General features: G+C 63.1%; 14 protein-coding genes and 1 pseudogene. 4 read left to right on the forward strand and 11 right to left on the reverse strand.

All coding sequences use genetic code 11. The features are described 5' to 3' along the window. Window positions 1-87: 87 nt before the first annotated feature. Together ACFQ24_RS05930 and hutI are read right to left on the reverse strand one after the other, a co-directional pair. Window positions 88-354: an aromatic amino acid lyase gene (locus tag ACFQ24_RS05930; protein WP_380909684.1), complete on the reverse strand. Its 267-nt coding sequence runs from the start codon at window positions 352-354 to the stop codon at window positions 88-90. Then, complete coding sequence (hutI, locus tag ACFQ24_RS05935; protein ID WP_380909686.1) at window positions 351-1,559, reverse strand: imidazolonepropionase; 1,209 nt, start codon at window positions 1,557-1,559, stop codon at window positions 351-353. The genes ACFQ24_RS05930 and hutI overlap by 4 nt, the downstream gene beginning before the upstream one ends. A 105-nt stretch (window positions 1,560-1,664) precedes the next feature. Here hutI and ACFQ24_RS05940 point away from each other — a divergent pair, with 105 nt between their 5' ends. After that, a complete protein-coding gene (locus tag ACFQ24_RS05940; protein ID WP_126053403.1) occupies window positions 1,665-3,026 on the forward strand; it encodes a formimidoylglutamate deiminase in 1,362 nt (453 codons plus the stop codon). A 65-nt stretch (window positions 3,027-3,091) separates the two neighbouring features. Then, entirely contained in the window at window positions 3,092-3,835 is a 744-nt protein-coding gene (gene hutC / locus ACFQ24_RS05945; protein ID WP_380909689.1) for a histidine utilization repressor, read from the forward strand. A gap of 27 nt (window positions 3,836-3,862) precedes the next feature. Here hutC and ACFQ24_RS05950 read toward each other — a convergent pair whose 3' ends face one another. The 5 genes from ACFQ24_RS05950 to ACFQ24_RS05970 form a co-directional block, all read right to left on the reverse strand. Continuing rightward, the gene (locus ACFQ24_RS05950; protein ID WP_126053404.1) at window positions 3,863-4,600 is read right to left on the reverse strand and encodes a PepSY domain-containing protein; all 738 of its coding nucleotides are present in this window, start codon (window positions 4,598-4,600) and stop codon (window positions 3,863-3,865) included. Continuing rightward, complete coding sequence (locus tag ACFQ24_RS05955; RefSeq protein ID WP_126053405.1) at window positions 4,597-5,307, reverse strand: PepSY domain-containing protein; 711 nt, start codon at window positions 5,305-5,307, stop codon at window positions 4,597-4,599. The genes ACFQ24_RS05950 and ACFQ24_RS05955 overlap by 4 nt, the downstream gene beginning before the upstream one ends. 5 nt (window positions 5,308-5,312) lie before the next feature. Further along, window positions 5,313-8,012, reverse strand: coding sequence for a TonB-dependent receptor domain-containing protein (locus ACFQ24_RS05960; protein WP_380909691.1), 2,700 nt, complete (start codon window positions 8,010-8,012; stop codon window positions 5,313-5,315). A gap of 149 nt (window positions 8,013-8,161) precedes the next feature. Continuing rightward, the gene (locus ACFQ24_RS05965; protein ID WP_009824028.1) at window positions 8,162-9,040 is read right to left on the reverse strand and encodes an AAA family ATPase; all 879 of its coding nucleotides are present in this window, start codon (window positions 9,038-9,040) and stop codon (window positions 8,162-8,164) included. Continuing rightward, window positions 8,967-10,367 (reverse strand): Mu transposase C-terminal domain-containing protein, encoded by a 1,401-nt coding sequence (locus tag ACFQ24_RS05970; protein WP_126053407.1) that lies wholly within the window; start codon window positions 10,365-10,367, stop codon window positions 8,967-8,969. The genes ACFQ24_RS05965 and ACFQ24_RS05970 overlap by 74 nt, the downstream gene beginning before the upstream one ends. A gap of 191 nt (window positions 10,368-10,558) precedes the next feature. On the opposite strand from ACFQ24_RS05970, the gene ACFQ24_RS05975 reads away from it, so the two are divergent. After that, window positions 10,559-11,131 (forward strand): recombinase family protein, encoded by a 573-nt coding sequence (locus ACFQ24_RS05975; protein WP_007407197.1) that lies wholly within the window; start codon window positions 10,559-10,561, stop codon window positions 11,129-11,131. A 151-nt stretch (window positions 11,132-11,282) separates the two neighbouring features. Then, window positions 11,283-11,858, forward strand: a complete 576-nt coding sequence (locus tag ACFQ24_RS05980) for a recombinase family protein (protein WP_380909693.1) — start codon at window positions 11,283-11,285, stop codon at window positions 11,856-11,858. 75 nt (window positions 11,859-11,933) lie between these two features. Here the strand turns inward: ACFQ24_RS05980 and ACFQ24_RS05985 are convergent, their stop codons facing one another. The 4 genes and pseudogenes from ACFQ24_RS05985 to ACFQ24_RS06000 all read right to left on the reverse strand — a co-directional run bounded on the left by ACFQ24_RS05985 (window position 11,934) and on the right by ACFQ24_RS06000 (window position 17,157). Then, on the reverse strand, window positions 11,934-12,386 hold the full coding sequence (locus ACFQ24_RS05985; protein WP_380909695.1) for a hypothetical protein: 453 nt from the start codon (window positions 12,384-12,386) through the stop codon (window positions 11,934-11,936). Between the two features lie 483 nt (window positions 12,387-12,869). Then, window positions 12,870-13,095: pseudogene (locus ACFQ24_RS05990) on the reverse strand (IS6 family transposase); the annotation flags it as partial. A gap of 242 nt (window positions 13,096-13,337) precedes the next feature. Continuing rightward, on the reverse strand, window positions 13,338-14,129 hold the full coding sequence (locus ACFQ24_RS05995; protein WP_380909697.1) for a DUF4198 domain-containing protein: 792 nt from the start codon (window positions 14,127-14,129) through the stop codon (window positions 13,338-13,340). 37 nt (window positions 14,130-14,166) lie between these two features. Further along, window positions 14,167-17,157, reverse strand: coding sequence for a TonB-dependent receptor domain-containing protein (locus tag ACFQ24_RS06000; protein WP_380909699.1), 2,991 nt, complete (start codon window positions 17,155-17,157; stop codon window positions 14,167-14,169). Window positions 17,158-17,440: the final 283 nt, after the last annotated feature.

Consider the following 17,440-nt stretch of genomic DNA (forward strand, 5'->3'; position numbering starts at 1 on the left):
CTTGACCAACAACGAACAGGAATGACATCTTCACCCAACGATCAGATGATCCACCTGCGCGCGATCAGATCGGAACGCTGCGCGGCATCAGATCGGAATAGATGCGCGCGATCGTCGGAATCCGCAGTTACGCTGGAGTGTCTGAAGATCCTCGGGTGCGATGCCGATGCTGGCGAGGAGGCCAAAGCCGGTATTGATGCCGTAGACTGCCTGGTCCTTGGCGGCGATTTGAGCCACGAAAGCCGCGCTGCGAGCGACCGCGTCCAGGCATGATGGGTCGAGGGATGCCTTTCCCCCCTGATAGATGTCGCGCCAGGTCGAAAGTGTAACCGAACCAGGATTGATCACGCTCATCGCTCGCCTTCTCGAATGCGCATGTAGAGGGGATTGAAGCCAATCCGGTAGACGAGCTCGGCAGGTCGCTCGATGCTCCAGATGGCGAGGTCGCAGATTTTGCCGGGCTCCAATGTGCCGACCTCGTGCAGGCGGCCAAGCGCCCGCGCTGCCTCGCGCGTCATGCCCGCGATGCACTCATCCACGGTAAGACGGAAGAAGGTCGCTGCCATGTTCATGGCGAGCAGCGGCGATGTGAGCGGAGAGGTGCCGGGGTTGCAATCGGTTGCGATTGCCATCGGCACGCCATGGGTGCGCAGCATGCCCACGGGCGGTTTGCGGTCTTCGCGCGTGAAGTAAAAGGCGCCCGGCAGCAGGACGGCCACGCTTCCGGCAGCGGCCATTGCCGCGACGCCTGCTTCATCCAGATGTTCCAGATGATCGGCCGACAGTGCGCCGAACTTCGCGGCTAATGCCGCCCCTCCCAGGTTCGAAAGCTGCTCGGCATGAAGCTTGACCTGAAGCCCATGGTCGCGCGCCGCTGCGAGGACGCGCTCTACCTGGCCGGGGGTGAAACCGATGCCCTCGCAAAATGCGTCAACTGCGGAGGCGAGACCGGCGGCAGCGACAGCCGGGATCATCTCGGAGCAGACGGCATCGATATAGCCCTCGGGATTGCCCGCATATTCTGGCGGCAGTGCATGTGCACCGAGGAATGTCGCGGCGACGCTTACGCTGCGCTGCCGACCAAGCTCGGCGGCAGCGAGGAGCATCTTCATCTCATCATAGAGCGAGAGGCCGTAGCCCGACTTGATCTCGATGGTGGTGACGCCTTCTGCCAACATCGCGTCCAGCCGTGGCAGCGCGCTGGCAACTAGCTCCTCCAGCGTGGCTTCCCGCGTCGCCGTCATCGTCGAGACGATCCCGCCTCCGGCTCGCGCGATTTCCTCGTAGGTCGCGCCTTCAAGCCGCAGTTCGAATTCGCGTGATCTATTTCCCGCGTGCACGAGGTGTGTGTGGCAATCGATCAGGCCCGGCGTGATCCAGCGGCCCTCGCAGTCGATAGTCTCCGTCGCCTTGATGAGGGGTTGCTCGGCTTGGGTGCCCGCATAGACGATGCGACCGTCCTTGCTCGCGATCGTCGCGTTCTCGATGACGCCCAAAGCGGGGAGGTCGGCACGCAACGTGACGAGCTGTGCGTTGGTCCATAGCCGGTCTACGTGCACTACGATCCATTCCCCCGAATGCCTGACGAAGAGCTAGACTATAAATGTCTATACAGCAACGGGGCGCGGAGGCATTGTTCGACTTCACGAAGGCAAGGAGGCGAGATGGGTATCCACTTCAAGACAGCGCTCTTGCCCGACGGGTGGAAGAACGACGTCCGCCTCGAACTCGATGGAGGCAGGATCTCGACCCTGTCTGAAGGCGCCGCGCCCTCACCCGGTGACGAGCGTTTCGAAGTCGGTCTGCCTGGCATGCCTAACCTTCACAGCCATTCCTTTCAGCGGGCGATGGCCGGATTGGCCGAGTATCCGGGTAAGGGCCCGGACAGCTTCTGGACCTGGCGCGACCTCATGTACCGCCTCGCCAACAAGGTCACGCCTGACGAGCTTGAGGCGATCGCCGCTCAAGCCTTCGTCGAAATGCTTGAGGCCGGGTTCACTCATGTCGGAGAATTCCATTATCTCCATCATGACGCGGGCGGGCGCCACTTCGGCGACCTTGCGGAGATGTCGAACCGGATCATCGCCGCGGCCGAACGAACGGGCATAGGTCTGACGCTGCTTCCGGTCCTGTATATGCGATCGGGCTTCGACGCCTTGGATGTGCGTGACGATCAACGACGGTTCTTCAACGACCCGGATAGCTATGCGCGCCTTACTGAAGCCGCACGGACCCACCTCAGCCAGGTGCCCGGAGCGGTGCTCGGCTTCGCTGCTCACAGCTTGAGGGCAGTGCCGGAAGACGCGCTTCGTCAGGCTCGGGGAGCAGTCGACGCTGAGGCCCCTATCCATATCCACATCGCCGAGCAGACTGCCGAGGTGAACGACTGCATCGCTGCGACCGGTCAGCGCCCCGTTGAGCGGCTGCTGAGCGAGTTCGAAGTCGATTCTCGTTGGTGCCTGGTCCACGCCACGCACGTGGATCGATCCGAAGTGGATGCGATTGCTGCCAGCCGGGCATGTGTGGGCCTATGCCCCATCACAGAGGCAAATCTCGGCGACGGCATCTTCCCGGCTCGGCAGTTTGCGGAGGTGGGAGGACGCTACGGAGTTGGTTCGGACTCGAATGTTCGGATCGACATGAGCGAAGAACTTCGCCTGCTGGAATACGGTCAGCGTCTGCAGTTGCAGGCGCGAAATGTACTTTCCAGTTCGGATAGCGGTTCGACCGGTCGAACGCTGTATTCTGCGGCTTTCCAAGGGGGTAGCGCAGCCCTCGGCATCGAACCTGAAGGCATCGCCGTCGGCGGGCGAGCCGATCTTGTGTCGCTGCGCTTGAACCATCTCGATCTCGATGGCCGCCAGGGAGATGCGCTGCTGGACAGCTTCGTCTTCGCCAACAAGGCCGACATGATCGACACCGTCTGGCGCAACGGCAGGAAGCGCGTCGCTGATGGACGGCATGTCTCCCGCGCAGAGGTCGGCAGCGGTTACCGCGGAGCTTTGGCAAGCTTGCTGGAGAGGTGAAGCTTTTCCGTAATGCTCAAGCTGCTAGATAGGTCTATACAGGAGCTGGGCTACCAGCCGGAACGATGGGGATCGCCTTGAACCAAGTAACGAGCAGCGCCGATGCGATGTCGCCGCGCTATGCGGTGATTAAGGAATATCTGCTCGGCGCGATCCGTTCGGGCGAACTAGCCCCTGGTGACCGGCTGCAATCAGAGTCAGAGCTGGTGACCAAGTTCAGCGTGTCGCGCATGACGGCGAACCGGGCTCTTCGCGAACTGCAGAACGAGGGCATCATTCACCGGATGCCCGGCGTCGGCTCGTTCGTGGCCGAACAGCAGCCCCGCGGTCACATCATCGAGATTCGCAATATCGCAGACGAGATCCGTTCGCGTGGGCACGAATATACGGCCGATGTGGAGATGTGCGATGCTGAGCGCGCGACAAGCGCGACCGCCGCTCTCCTGCGAGTTCCGGTCGGCACCAAGATCTTCCACTCGATGATCGTGCACAATGAGGCTGGCGCGCCGATCCAGCTTGAGGAGCGCTTCGTGCTCGCCTCCTCTGCACCGGACTATGGCAGCATGGACTTCTCGAAGGTAACGCCCAACGAATATCTGACCCGTGTCGCGCCTTTGGAGCGTGTCGATCACACTGTTCGGGCGATGATGCCCGATGCCCGGACGAAGGCGCTTCTCAAGATGCGGGCGGATGAGCCGGCTCTGCTTCTTATCCGGCAGACCTGGAGCAGGGGCAAGCTGGTCTCCTATGCCAGGCTGACCCACCCCGGTTCTAAGTTCGAGTTCAACGATACCTTCACGGTGGGCTGACGGCCGCCCGCCGGCGGCCGCCTCCATTTACGACCGCGGCTTGCCAAGCACCCAGTTGAACTCGCGTCGGCGGAAGCTCTTGAAGAGCAGGTAGAAGCCGGTGAGCGAGAGCCAAAGCGTCCCGAAGCCCACGAAGATGATGAGCGGGTGGTTGAAGCTCGACCGGTTCACATAGTCCATGTTGTGGAGCATCCAGGCGAAGTCCCAGAGCCGCCATGTGTCGCCGCGACTGACCAAGGGCCGACCGGTGACTGCGGAGACGTAAGCGCTGCTATTCTCCTCGTCCGCAAAGTCGATCCGGTACATCGGACCTTTATGGTCACGTGACTCAAGGTTCGCCTTCTGAAGCACGGAGACGCTCTTGACCTCAGCCTTCTGGTGGTAGGCGGCGCGAGCGACTTCGACGGCAAGCTCATTGTCGATCGCGACCGGCTGGCCGGTTGCGGCGTTGAACAGACGGGTCGTGCCACCCTGCACGACTTCCAGGACGGGCGTGCCTGCGACCTGCCGGGCGGTGAGGCTTTCGACAGGACCGTTGAGAGGCAGCGGCGCAGGATTGGCAGGCCAGCTTAGCGGCGCGGCCGCGCCGGCTGATCCGCCGTGTCCGCCGACCTTGTCCATGTCGAGCAGAGCCATGACGGAGCCGCTCAGCGTCCAAAGCACGAACTGGAGACCAAGGATCAGGCCGACCCACTTGTGGATACGGCGAAACAGGAGCGGCGAGATGCGCAGGCCCTTGCGCTGGGTGTGCGTGTAGCTGTTCATTTCGCCTTCTTCTTTTTCTTGCGCGGGAAGGCCCAGAACAGCAGCCAGGCGCCGCTGATCGCCATTGCGAAGGCCGACCAGGTTGCGATCCGGAGAAGCGGATTGTTGACGTTGCTGCGCTCATCATAGTCCATGATGTGCAGCATCCAGGCGAAGTCGAAGACCCGCCACAGAGCGTGCCGCCGCGAGATCAGCTCACCCGTGGTTGGCGAGATGTAGAGGGTGGGCTTCGCCCACCCTTCATATTCGACTTGCCAGAAGGGCGGCTTGCGGCTTGCCATTTCCTGAGGTGCGTCCGTCAGGAGCTTGATCGAGGTGACGGTGGGATTGCCGGTATAGATGCCGGCAGCAATCTGCCGAATCTCGCCCTCAGTGAAAGCGGGCAGCCTTGCACCTGTGCGACCGTCGAGCAGGACATCACCTTCAGGCGTGCGCGCCTTCCATGCCGGCCGACCAAGAGGGGCGACCAGGGTGATTTCGGTTGCCCCCGGTGCCGCTGCCAGCGCCCTCTCCACGGGCAGCAGGGTGCCAGGCTCGAAGGAGCCCGGCGCCTTTGCATGCACGAGATGATCGCCATGGATGTAGTCGATGTGGACGGCGACCATGTAGAAGCCGGTCACCGTCCACAGCACCACTTGAATGCCCACGAACAGGGCGAGCCACTTATGCGTCTTTCGAACCAGAAGCGGCCAACGGATGCTCGACATGGCGATCAGAAGGTATGACGCACGCCGACGTAAAAGCGTCGGCCGAGCAGGTCATAGGTCATCGTGTCCGTGTTGCCGTCTGTCCAGCTGCGGATGAACGGCGCCTTCTTGTCGAAGAGGTTGTCCACGCCGAGCGAGAAGCGGGCATTCTCTGTGATCGCGACCGCTACCTGCGCATTGTGGTAGAAGACGTTCGACGTGCGGTAGCCAAGCTGCGTCGGCAAGGCATTGAAGTCCGTCGCCTTGCCGATCCACTGGGTAGACCAGGTGAGCGACGTCTGGCCGAACGTCGCGGTCGCGACACCATAGCCCCGCCACTTCGGATAGCCGCCATTGCCGCCACCGATGAAGCCGTCGAAGATGATGTCCGCACCACCCGGGAACGGCTGGATCACGTACTTGTCCAGATAGCTGGCGTTGAGGTCGATCGAGAGGCCGACGCTACCGAGGCGCTTGTTATAGACCAGGCCAAGGTCGAGACCGCTCATCTCTTCCAGACCGGTATTGACCGGCTGCGCCGAAAGGTAGGTGACCTCGTTGGTCAGCGGGCTACGCGTGAAGTCGTCGCAGAAGGGGTGCGCGAGGTTCGGCGTGCTGTAGCAGACGGAGAGCTTGGTCGAGCCCGGGATCGAACGGATTGCGCCGTCGATTTTGATGTCGAACCAGTCGGCCGTCAGCGTCAGGCCGGGAATGATCGAGCTCGGTTCGATCACCACACCAACGGTCCACGTCTTGGACGTTTCGGGCTGCAGGTCTGGGTTGCCGCCCTGTGTGGTCAGGATGGTGTTACCGAGCTGGACGTAGGTCGGCCGCACTCCAGAGGCCTGGCAGTTGGCAATCAGCGTCGCATTGCCGCTAGCCGGATAGCGGCTGCACGGATCGGACGTGGTGAGATTGCCTTCCGACACACCGCCGTACAGCTCGGGGACGTTCGGCACGCGGAAGCCGGTGCCGTAGGTGGCACGAAGGCGCAGCGCATCGAAGACGCGCCAGTCGGCGGCGACCTTGAAGTTCCAGTCGTCGCCGAACAGGTCATAGTCCGAATAGCGGACGGCTCCGTCGATCGTCAGCGCCTGCACCATTGGGATGTTGCGCAGGACCGGGGCGGAGAGCTCCAGGTACGCTTCCTTGGCCGTCACCGAACCCGAGATCGGGCTCTGCTGGTTGGTGTTGGCGATACCTGCGACGGTGAGCGGATTGGGATCGCGCCAGCCCTTTTCCTTGCGGTAGACAACGCCCGTGGCGAAGGAGAGCGCGCCAGCAGGGAGGTTGAAGAGGTCGCCTGTCAGGTCGCCGGTGACCGTCGCAAGCTCGTTGCCGCCGTAATCACGGGCCGTGAACAGGATGTAATCCAGAACCCGCTGCGAAACGTCGCCAGCGCCAAGATAATCGCCGCAGGGGACGGCCGCTGTCGGAGCGGTGCTGCACACATTGGTGTTAACGGTGTTACCAACCCGCTCGAGGTTGGCGATGTTGGTCATGCCGTCGAGGCCGGTGTTGCGGCCGAAGCTGCCGGCGACTTCCCAGGCCCAGTTGTTGGAGAGCGTGCCGCGCAGGCCTGCCGTACCTTGGAACGTGTTGGTCTCCTGGAAGAAGACGCGGGGTCCTGGCTCGCCAAGGCGGCGCTGGACCAGAACGAGGTTCTGCCCCGTAGGATTGGTCGGGTTGCTTGCCGAGATGCTGAGGTTGCGCAGCGTGCCGGGCGTGGCCAGCTGATTGCTCTTGCGGAAGGTGTAAAGGAACTCGCCGAACGCAGTGACCGAGTCCGTCACGTCGTAATGGAGGAAAGCTGCGGTGCTGATGCGCTCGATGGGGCTAACCGCATTGAGGAACGGGTTGGAGTTCGAATTGTGGCGGGCCGCGGAATATGGCTCGTAGAAGTTGCCGTTCCCGGGCACGTTGCTGAAGTTGATCTGCGACCCGTTGGGGAGAGCCGCACGGCCGCCGAGCGTCGCCGCGCTGTTGGAACAGCCGAGAACGCCGGGGCTCGTTTCAGCCAAGCCGCACGGCGCGCGGCTCGCCAGGTTCACGGCCGTGGTCTTCTGGTAAGTGGCGCCCATGGTGATGCCGCCACGATCGCCCTGAAGGCCGAAGGTAAGGTCGGCGGTGAAGTCGGAGCCGTCACCTTCGTCGGTAATGCCGTACCGGGCACCTACGCCCAGCCCATCAAAATCCGTGTTCGTGATGATGTTCACGACGCCGGCGACCGCATCGGCTCCGTAGATGGCCGAGGAGCCGTCCTTCAGCACGTCGATCCGCTGGATCATCGACACCGGGATCATGTTGAGGTCGGGCGAGGAGTTCGCGCCGGTGCCGCCGGCCACGAGACGCCGATTGTTGAGGAGAACGAGGGTGCGCTTGATGCCGAGACCGCGCAGGTTGACCTGTGCCGTACCGTAGCCGTTACCGGTCCAGTAGGCGGAGGTCTGACCACCTGCAAAACCGGCGCTGGCTGGCAGGCGCTGGAGAACGGTCTCGACGTTCACGATGCCGGTGTTTGCGAGGTTTTCGGCTGTGACTACCGTTGCAGGTCCAACGCCAACGATGTCGCCGCGCCGGATCCTGGAGCCGGTGACGACGATCTGCTCATTGTCGCTCGACGAGGACGATGCCTCGTCTCCGACGTTGGCTTCCTGTGCGAATGCCGGGGCAGCAACCCCGGACAGCATCGTGGCCCCGAGCAGCGTGACTGCTATCCTGCGCATATATGTTCCCCCTGTCCGCGAACGTTTGTTTCAATCGGGAGACAAAGGGAAATGACTATACATGTCAATACAGAAACGGGATCCCAGATCACGCATTTCGCACCTGTAAACGCTCGCGCTAAATGGCGGCGTTCTGATCGCGCTATTTGTCAGTTGCCGGGTCCGATGACGAGGCAATCGCGCGCGGCCTGAACGATGTCAGCGGTGACCTCCTCGACGCGGTTGAGGGTCATGATCCGCCGCATCTGCGCGAACAGGCGCTCCATGAGCCGGAAGTTGCCGCGCGTGATGCGGATCACGGCTGCCTGCGCTTCGATCGCGTCGAGTTGGGCCGGGTCGAAGCTGATCCCGAAATCGCCGGCGTGGGTCGCGAGCAGCAGCCGCATTTCGGTCTCGGTAAGCGGTTTGAACTCGTGGACGAAGCCGATCCGCGAGTAGAGCTGGGCATAGCGGGCGAGGCGCTTCTCCAAGCCCGGCATACCCATCAGGATCAGCCCGAAGCCGTGGCGATCGGCCATGTCGCGGAGATGTTCGAGCGACTTTATGGTCAGGCGGTCGGCCTCGTCGACGATGACGAGGGGGCAGGCGATGCGGGCGGCGTCATGGGTGATTTCGTCCTGCGAGCCGCCCGCGACCGTCAGCCGGGCATAGCCCAGCTTAATGAGGTTGAGGCCCAACACCGCGTCGATCGTCTTGGGCGTGTTGCTGACCGACACGGTGTAGAAGACGGCGCGGCAGCGAGCGACCTTTTCGCCAAGGAGCGCGGCAATGGGACGGAGCGCGGCATATTCCCCCAGGTCGGGGAAGCTGGAAAACTCGCGCGCCGATCGCGTCTTTCCGACGCCCGGCCGGCCATGACACACGCCGATATAGCGGTAGTGCGCGCAGGCTTCGGCAAACTCGACGAACCGGGCATGTTCGCGGGTCGCCAGGAACGGCTGCTCGACCAGGAACTCAATCGTCAGCGGCGTAGAGCCGGAGCCCTCGGTAGGTGGTGGGCCGGGAAGCCGTATCCTCTTGGTCGCCATCGAAGGTCTCCGTGGGGGCAGGCACCTGCTTGTCGCGCTCCTTCGCGCCGCGCCGGGCGCGCTGGATCGCGCGCAACGACGGGTGCCCAGCGTGCTCGGAGCTGAGCGCACGGCAGACGAACCGGCCCTGGTGGTAGACGTGGATCTCGGTCAGGTCGCGGGGGTCATAGACCGCCTCGACCTGCTCGCCGACGAAGGCCGCGAGCGTGGGTTCGACATAGCGCCTGCCCATCAGACGGATGCCGTCGCGCAGCACTTTACGGGGCTTGGGCACGTGCACGAGCAGCATGTCGAGCTGTTCAAGGCTGTCGGGCATTGCGGGCAGGAACCCGCCCTTCTGCCAGCGCGTGATCGGCGGTTCGCCGGTGCTGCCATGCGGGCGACGATGATAGACGCCGCACACGAACGCCTCGAAGCGGGCGCGCAGCTCGTCGAGCGTGAGCACTGGCGCCGACAGCGGCTTGCCCGCGATCAGGTGGCCGGGCAGGTCGGGCAGGAACATGTCGTTGATGGTGCGGAACAGCCGCTCGATCTTGCCGCGCCCGCGAGGACGCCCCGGCAGCGAATGGATGAGGCGGATTTTGAGGGCGATGCACGCCTGCTCGATATGCTCGGAGATGAAATCCGAGCCGTTGTCGACGTAAAGCTGTTCGGGAATGCCGCTGACGATCCATTCGGGATTGGGCTTGCGCCAGATCGCCTGCCGCAAGGCGAGCGCCGTGTTGAGGGCACTGGGGGCATCGAGGCTGAGGAAGTAACCGGCGATGGCTCGGCTGTGATCGTCAACGATGACGGTCAGCCAAGGACGCACCGGGGTTCCGGCATCATCGAGCACGAGAATGTCGAGAACGGTATGATCGGCCTGCCACATCTCGTTCGAGGTCGCGGCTTCGCGCCGATGCACTAGCTCGTGCTGGTCGCGGTAGACGGCCGGATCGGAGGCTGCGGCGATCTGGCTTGCCGGTATCGCCCTGACGACACGCGCGACGGCCGCATAGCTGGGGGTTCGGTGTCCATGCGCGATGGCGAGTTCCTGCACCTTTCGGTGAATGGCGGCGACCGGGGGTCGCGGGCGCTTGGTGGCGAGAGTGCGGGTCAGTTCGACCAGATGTTCCGGCAGGTGCAGCCTGCCCCGATCGTTGCGCGGCAGACGCGCGAGACCGGCAAGTCCTTCGGCACGGTAGCGCCCGAGCCAGCGCTGCAACGTCCGCTCGCTCAGCGTGCCGGTGCGGGCGAGGTCCGCGAGCGGGATGCCATCGGCGAGGTGCGGTTCAAGGACGCGGTAGCGCTCGATCGCCAGCGGCGGGGCAAGCGCCGGATGCGTCACCGCCGACGGTCCGTGTCGCAGGTAAGGAAAACGGAGATTTGCCTGCCCATCGCCATGCGAGTCCGCTCGCGTTGCCAAACCGGCCTGTTCGACGTAAATCTACCCGGTAAAGAAAACTAGGGCAACATAGACCTGCCGATGACGACTTTCTTCCCAAACCGCGCCCGATCGGGGCGCCACCGGCCCTACGCATGAAAATCGGTTACGCCCGCGTATCGACCGCCGAGCAGAACCTGGACCTCCAGCGTGATGCGCTGAAGGCTGCCGGCTGCGAGAAGGTCATCACCGACAAGGCCTCCGGGGCGACTGCCGCTCGCCCTGGATTGGAAAAGGTGAAGGAGCTGCTTCGCGCCGGCGACACACTGGTGGTCTGGCGCCTCGACAGGCTCGGCCGCTCGCTCCGTGATCTGATCGGATGGATGACCTACCTCGACGAGGAAAAGGTCGGGCTGCTGAGCCTGCACGAGGCGATCGACACGACCACCACGTCGGGCAAGCTTACCTTCCACCTGTTCGGGGCATTGGCGGAGTTCGAGCGCAACCTGATCCGCGAGCGGACCCAGGCCGGTCTCACCGCAGCCCGCGCTCGCGGCAAGAAGGGTGGCCGGCCGGCCGCACTCGGCAAGGACAAGCGCGACCTGGCCGTCAGGCTCTACCACGAGAACACGATGCCGATCGCCAAGATTTGCTCGATGCTCGGCATCTCCAAGCCAACACTCTACGCCTATGTGCGATCGGCCGAGACCAAGCCGGTAGCCGCGTAGCGACGCTCGCCGACAAATAGCGCGATCAGAATGCCGCCACTTAGCGCGAGCGTTTACAGCCGCTGAAACGGCCCATCTAGGTTCCGAAAACCGTGTCTTGTTTCCTTCTCCGAAATCCGACTAGGTTGTGTCGAGTTTTCGGAGAAGCCCCTTGCTCGTTGGCTATGCGCGCGTGTCCACCAGGGATCAGTCCCCTGCCCTACAGCTTGACGCGCTTCGGCAAGCCGGGTGCGAGCGGGTGTTCATGGAAAAGGCGTCGGGTGCGCAGCGCGATCGGCCGGAGTTGCGGGCGGCGCTCGATTATCTCCGCGCCGGCGACACGCTGGCGGTGTGGAAGCTCGACCGGCTCGCGCGCTCCGTCCGCCAGCTCGTGGAGACGGCCGAGGATCTCGCCACGCGCGAGATCGGCCTTCGCGTGCTCACCCAGGCGATCGACACCACCAGCCCAGGCGGACGGCTTGTGTTCCACGTCTTTGCGGCCGTGGCGGAGTTCGAGCGCGAGCTGACCCTAGAGCGCACCCATGCCGGGCTTGCCCAGGCGCGGGCCTCGGGGCGACGTGGCGGGCGCAAGCCGGCGATGGGACCGGCCGAGATCAAGCGCGCCAAGGCGATGCTTGCCGATCCGACCATCACCGTAGAGGAGGTGGCAGCGCAGCTCGGGGTGCAGCCATCGACGCTCTACCGGCATATACCCGGCGGGCGCAGCTCGCTTAGCCAACCGGCGTAGCGGAGGCCGTCTGTTAGACGACCGCGTCTTTGTCCCACCCACCCAACCCTTGGGGCCGGGCCTGCGGCCCGGCAGTCAGGCGAACAGGTCGCCGATCGCGCGCACCCGGAAGGCGTTGAGCCAACGGCGCCGGCGATGCTCGGTCGCGTCATGGACCATGTGGCAACGCTGACAGAGCGCGGCCAGGTTGCGCGGCCGGTTATCGCCGGGATCATGGTTCAGGTGCGCGCTGGCGAGAACCACGCGCGTGATCCGCGTTTGGGCGGGCGGGTCGATGCCAGCCAACCCGGGTTGCACACGCACCAGCTCGTCGGGCGATGGCAGGCGGCGAAGCCCCCTGCCCTGCCCGTCGCGCCAGTGAGCGGCGTCCTCGTCCCACCAGATACCATCGCCGAGGTGGAGCACGTTGTGGCCGTGCGGGCGACGGCAATGCTCGCAGCGCCCCTTGGCGCGGCCGAAACGGATGAAGGCGGACAGCTCGCGCCAATCGATCGGATAGAGCCAGCGATGTTCGCGCGCGATCGGCATGACGATTCTATGAGTCAAGATCGGCAGGAACGAAAGCGGAAAACGGCTCTGATTCAGCAATGTCATCAGGACTAAGCTACTAAGCGAATATACGAATAAGTTACCGCCGTTGTAGTCAGCCTAGCTTGATGTTTGTTCCCACTATGTTCTAGTTGTTGGAGCAGGACGGAGAATCGCAGGAGCATCACCATTACCCCGCTTTCCCCCGAGCGCCTGGGCATCACCGGCGATGTCGAGCTGGAGTTACGCGTTCCCTTCGACGGCGACGAGTACCGCTTTCATCTTGCCATCAGCGACGGCACACTAATCGCCGGCGAATATGGCCCCGAGGACGACCGCTTCCATTACCAGGTCGAGATCGAGAGCGCCGGGATCACCCGCATCGCCGGCGACACGGTGACGGTCGATTGGCGGCCGGAATGGGTGACGATCGGCGTCTATCAGCCCGTGCCGGCGCGCGCGATTCAGCCGCTGCCCTTACGCCCAGTGCCCGCGCACCTTGACGTAGGTCTCGTCCACCCGCCAGTTCCGCCGCAACGACGAGGCGCGCTATATCCAGCGCAGGCGCTGCTCGATTTCAGGCGCGTAGCACTGCACCCAGCGGTAGATGGTGGTGTAATCGACGGCAACGCCGCGCTCGGCCAACATCTCCTCTAGGTCACGGTAGCTGATCCCAGCGGCCATACCATCGCACCGCCCATAGGATCACCTCGCCCTCGAAGTGGCGGCCCTTGAAGGGCGCTGTTGTATTTTGAGGGCGAAGATCAGCCGCGCTTGATGAGCTGGCGGTAGGTCGGTGATGCCACGTGGCACCGCCCAGCGGTGAGGCTGTCCGCCCAAGGCCCGGAGCGCCTGCCAGCGTCCGGGCGCAAGTTGGATTCGCTAAGAGTGCAATCGTCGTGGATCGATTCGGTGCCGCAAGAGGAGTTAGCTCCTCTCTCCGGAAAGTGTTCAATCCGCCGCGCGACTTCGGTCCGCCTCAAATGTTAGGGAGGCGTTGTTGGTAGTGAAGAGTCCGCCAGGCTCAGTCGGAGGATCAAGCGTGGCAGCCACGAGCATCACCGGCCCTGAGATCGCGGCGGGGAGGCGCACCCACCCCTCATTGTCGGTGACAACGTTCTGCCGCTTCCCATACGCGGTCCTCACCGTGACAGGATGCGCTGCCAGCGAGCGCCCGTTCCGCAGGAGTTGGACCCTCGCCGGCGAGGTGCCGGCCGCATCGAACTCCGGGACAAACTCGACTTCGAGTCCCGCCGCAGCCGTCGTCGGCGGCGTACAGACGCGGACGCATACGAGAGTTTTGGCCAGCCGGCGCGACCGTACTTGGAGGGTCGCCCCCTGAGGAAGGACACCTCGGACCGCCGCCACCTCCTCGGCTTTGAACGGATGCTCTTCCAGGTAAGTATCAACCATGTCGGGCTTCCAGCTCGACTCACCCCAGATCGTCTGGAGCGTCACCACACCCATTCCGGGCGTATCGCTGGATACCGCAAGGAGCAGAGATTTGGCGCCCTTTTCTCGTACCTTAACGGCAGCTGGGCGGCCGCCGACCACCGCTCGAACCTCGGCGACTCGCGTTGGCGGTGACGCGACGTTAAGCCCCGGAAAGTCCGACGAGGACGTTGCGTGAACGATAAGGGGTTGGCCGCTTGTCCCGACGAACCTCTCTGGAACAAGGAAGAAGTCATGGGCGGCCGCGCTTCCTGCATAGAGGAGCCCCACCCCCCCCATCGCGACGGTCAATAAAGATCTTTTCATCGGTGCGAACCTTTCATCGAACTTAGAAGCGAGCGGTGATGCCGACGTAGTAACGGCGGCCGACCAGGTCGTAGGTGGATGGGTCGGTATTGGCGGCGATCGAGGGCGAATAAACCGGAGGCTGCGCATCCGTAAGGTTATTCACCCCAGCGCGAAACGTCATCAACTCGTTCACCTTCAACGAAGTGTTGAGGTCGAAGTAGTTGACGGCGCCGAGAGCCTGGTCGCGGTTATTGAAGTTCTCGACGGAGCCCACGTAACGCCACCGCACCCCTACGGTTAAAGGATTGTATTTCCAATTCAGCGCGGACAGAAATTTCCACTCTGGCAAAGTCAGGCCAAAGGCGTTCGAGATAGTCCCCTTACGATCGGTGAAATCACCCCCGGGTATGTCCTGACGCTTCCACTCCTCCAGCTTCGTGCCGATGAAGTTGAGGGCGAACGAGCCCCAGTCAGGTCCACCGACGTCTGCCAGCGTGAGAGCCCAATCGATCTGGAAGTCCACGCCGCTCGTCTTCAGTGTGCCCAGGTTTGCGTTCGTCTCGAGAGTGCTTGTGATCTGCCCCGAGTTTGGATCGCGACTGAACAGCTGACAGAAGAAGTTGTTAGGGTCGTAGGTCGGATTTGAGGTGCCGTTCTCATTGAAGCAGCGGCGCAGCTGTTCCGTTGTGGCGAGGGTGCCGACCACCTGCTCGATGCTGATGTTGTAGTAATCTACCGAGGCGGACAGACCACTAAGCCACGGACTGGAGAACGGCGATCTCAATGTTGCGCCAACCGTGAAGGAGTCGGCGGTTTCTTCCTTTAGAAGCGGGTTGCCACCGGTCAGCCCGGATACCTGCGAGTTCGAAAAGGTGTAGGAGTCAACAACTTGGCCTGGAATACCCTGCGCGACGCATAACGCCCGGACTTGGGAGGCATTAGCGCCGCCAGGAGCGCGGTATGCACCGCGGATGTCGCACGGATCGCCAGAGAACTGGCGAACGCCCGCTGATGAGACTGGCACGCCGATGTTCGGGAAGCTCAGGCTTTGCGCTGCGAACAACTCGCCAAGCGAAGGCGCGCGAACGGCGCGCTGAATGCCCCCCCGAACTCGCAGCCCCTCGAAGATTTCCCAGCTCAAATCGGCCTTGTAAGTGCTGACGCTGCCGATCGTGGCGTAGTCAGAGACGCGGTAGCCGACGTTAGTCTCCAAGCTGCGTATCAGCGGCAGATCGCGCAGGAGCGGGATCAGGAGTTCACCGTAAACTTCCCGGACTTTGTCGGATCCCGAAAGCGGCTGGCTGGATAGGCCCGCCAACTCCGGACCCGTGACTCCATTCAGGGTGAACGTGGCTAACGCCATGGCGTCGGGAACGAACGCATAATTCTGTTCGCGATAGGTAGCACCCACCGCCGCCCGGACTTGCCCGGCAGGAAGGTTGAAGAGCCCACCCTGGAGGTTGATCTCAGCAATGCGCTGATTATTCTTGGTGGTATTCGTCGGCACTCGGCTAATGTAAGCAATACAGGCTGGACTCAGCGGGTTCTCCCCGAACGGGTTAAAGCCGCCGGCGCAGAGCGATGCTCCTCCGTCGGGCGCATCCAGCAGCTTCTGGGTCGCCGAGCGTGAGAGGTAGCCCGTGTAGGCCGTGCTGTTGTCAACGCGACCGTAGGAAAGATACGCGTCGTAGGTCCAGTCGCCGACGCCCGGCACTCGGCCACGAAGGCCCGCCGTGATCTGATACACGTCATACGTCTCGTTCTGCCGCCGCGGACCGAGCTCGTTGAAGCGCTTGTCGAGACGGAAACTTCCGGCCGGATTGGGGCGAGAGTTCAGGACCGCCCGGAGTTCGGCCGGGATGAAAGGGTTGGCCGCCGGGATACGGAAGCCGGTAGTGGGACCCGTGGCGGGGTTGGAGGCCAGCTGGTTGTTCGCGTCGTACTGCGAGAACAGGAAGTCAGCATAAACTTCCGCGAACGGACTGATCTCGTAGTTCGCCGCAGCGTAAACATTGTATCGCTGCTGCGGTATGATCATGTAGTTTCGATCACCCGTCGCATAGGTGAAATCGGTCTGCTGCAAAGGGCCCGGCGTTCGGAAACCCTCGTAGCCGACTCCGCCGGGGCTCAGGTAGTCGCGGGCCCCTTGGTAAGCGAACAACGTACCGTTGTTGTTGAATCCAAAGGTGTTCCCTCGAGCAGCGCCCGGCACAGCCGCACTGACTGCAGCGACCGAAGGAAGGTTGGTGGCGTCAAACACGGTGGAGCCGAGAGGCGAAGTCCCGGCGAAGCCGCCGATCAACGAGAACTCGCGCGCCGCGTTCAGGACCGAGTCTCGGTTGGAATAGCCCAGCGACAGCACCACGTTGCCGCGGCCGGCCGCGATGTCGCGGCCCACCGTCAAGCTGACGGCCTGGCTCGCCGCGTCGCCGCGGTCAGAGATGCCGGACTGCGCATCGAGCTGAACGCCTTCGAATTTCCTATTGAGCTGGAAGTTCAACACACCGGCCACAGCGTCCGATCCGTAGGTGGATGATGCGCCCCCCGTGATAGTCTCAACGTTGGAGATCAAAGCTGTCGGGAACAGATTCAGGTCGACCACCGAAGACGCGCTCGAGGATACGACGCGACGCCCGTTCAGCAGCACCAGGGTCCGGATCGCACCGAGGCCGCGCAGCTGCACCTGAGCTTGGCCCGCCACGTTGGGGCTGTTCGACGACGCGCTGCCCAACGGCGTAAACTGCGGCAGCTCCTGGATCAGTGTCTCAATATTCGTCGAGCCCGTTGCCTTGAAGTCTTCCTGCGTGACAGTGACGATCGGACTGTTGGCAACATAATCCTTACGCGCGATACGCGAGCCGGTGACGACGATATCGCTCACCTCGGCTGAGTTCTGCTCGTCCGCCGCAGGCATCGCAACCGCTTCCTGAGCCGCAGCGGGCGCAGTCGCCAGCCCTGCCGCGGAGACAAGAGCCACGCCCGTGAGGACTGATTGGCCGAGAATACGGCTACGGCAAGTGATGTCGATCAAGATACTGCCCCCTAGCAAATCTTCAGGCCGCCACCGGCCCCCCCGGTATCAAATACGCATCCAGGGATCCCACCCCTCATCACATGATGATTTTTTCGATAGGGCCCTCGCTCCTCGCTCGGCTACGCCACCCGGGGACCGGTGAGAGGATGGTCAAAAACGTACGCTCTCATGACTGCCATCCGAGATACTGCCCGAGTTTACCCCTTCGCTGGCCGCAAGACCAGCGTTCGCATTGACCTTGGCGGGTGTGCCGCGGACGCCTGATCGACGACGATTGATC

Source organism: Sphingobium olei (genome assembly GCF_042678845.1).
Lineage (GTDB): Bacteria > Pseudomonadota > Alphaproteobacteria > Sphingomonadales > Sphingomonadaceae > Sphingobium > Sphingobium olei.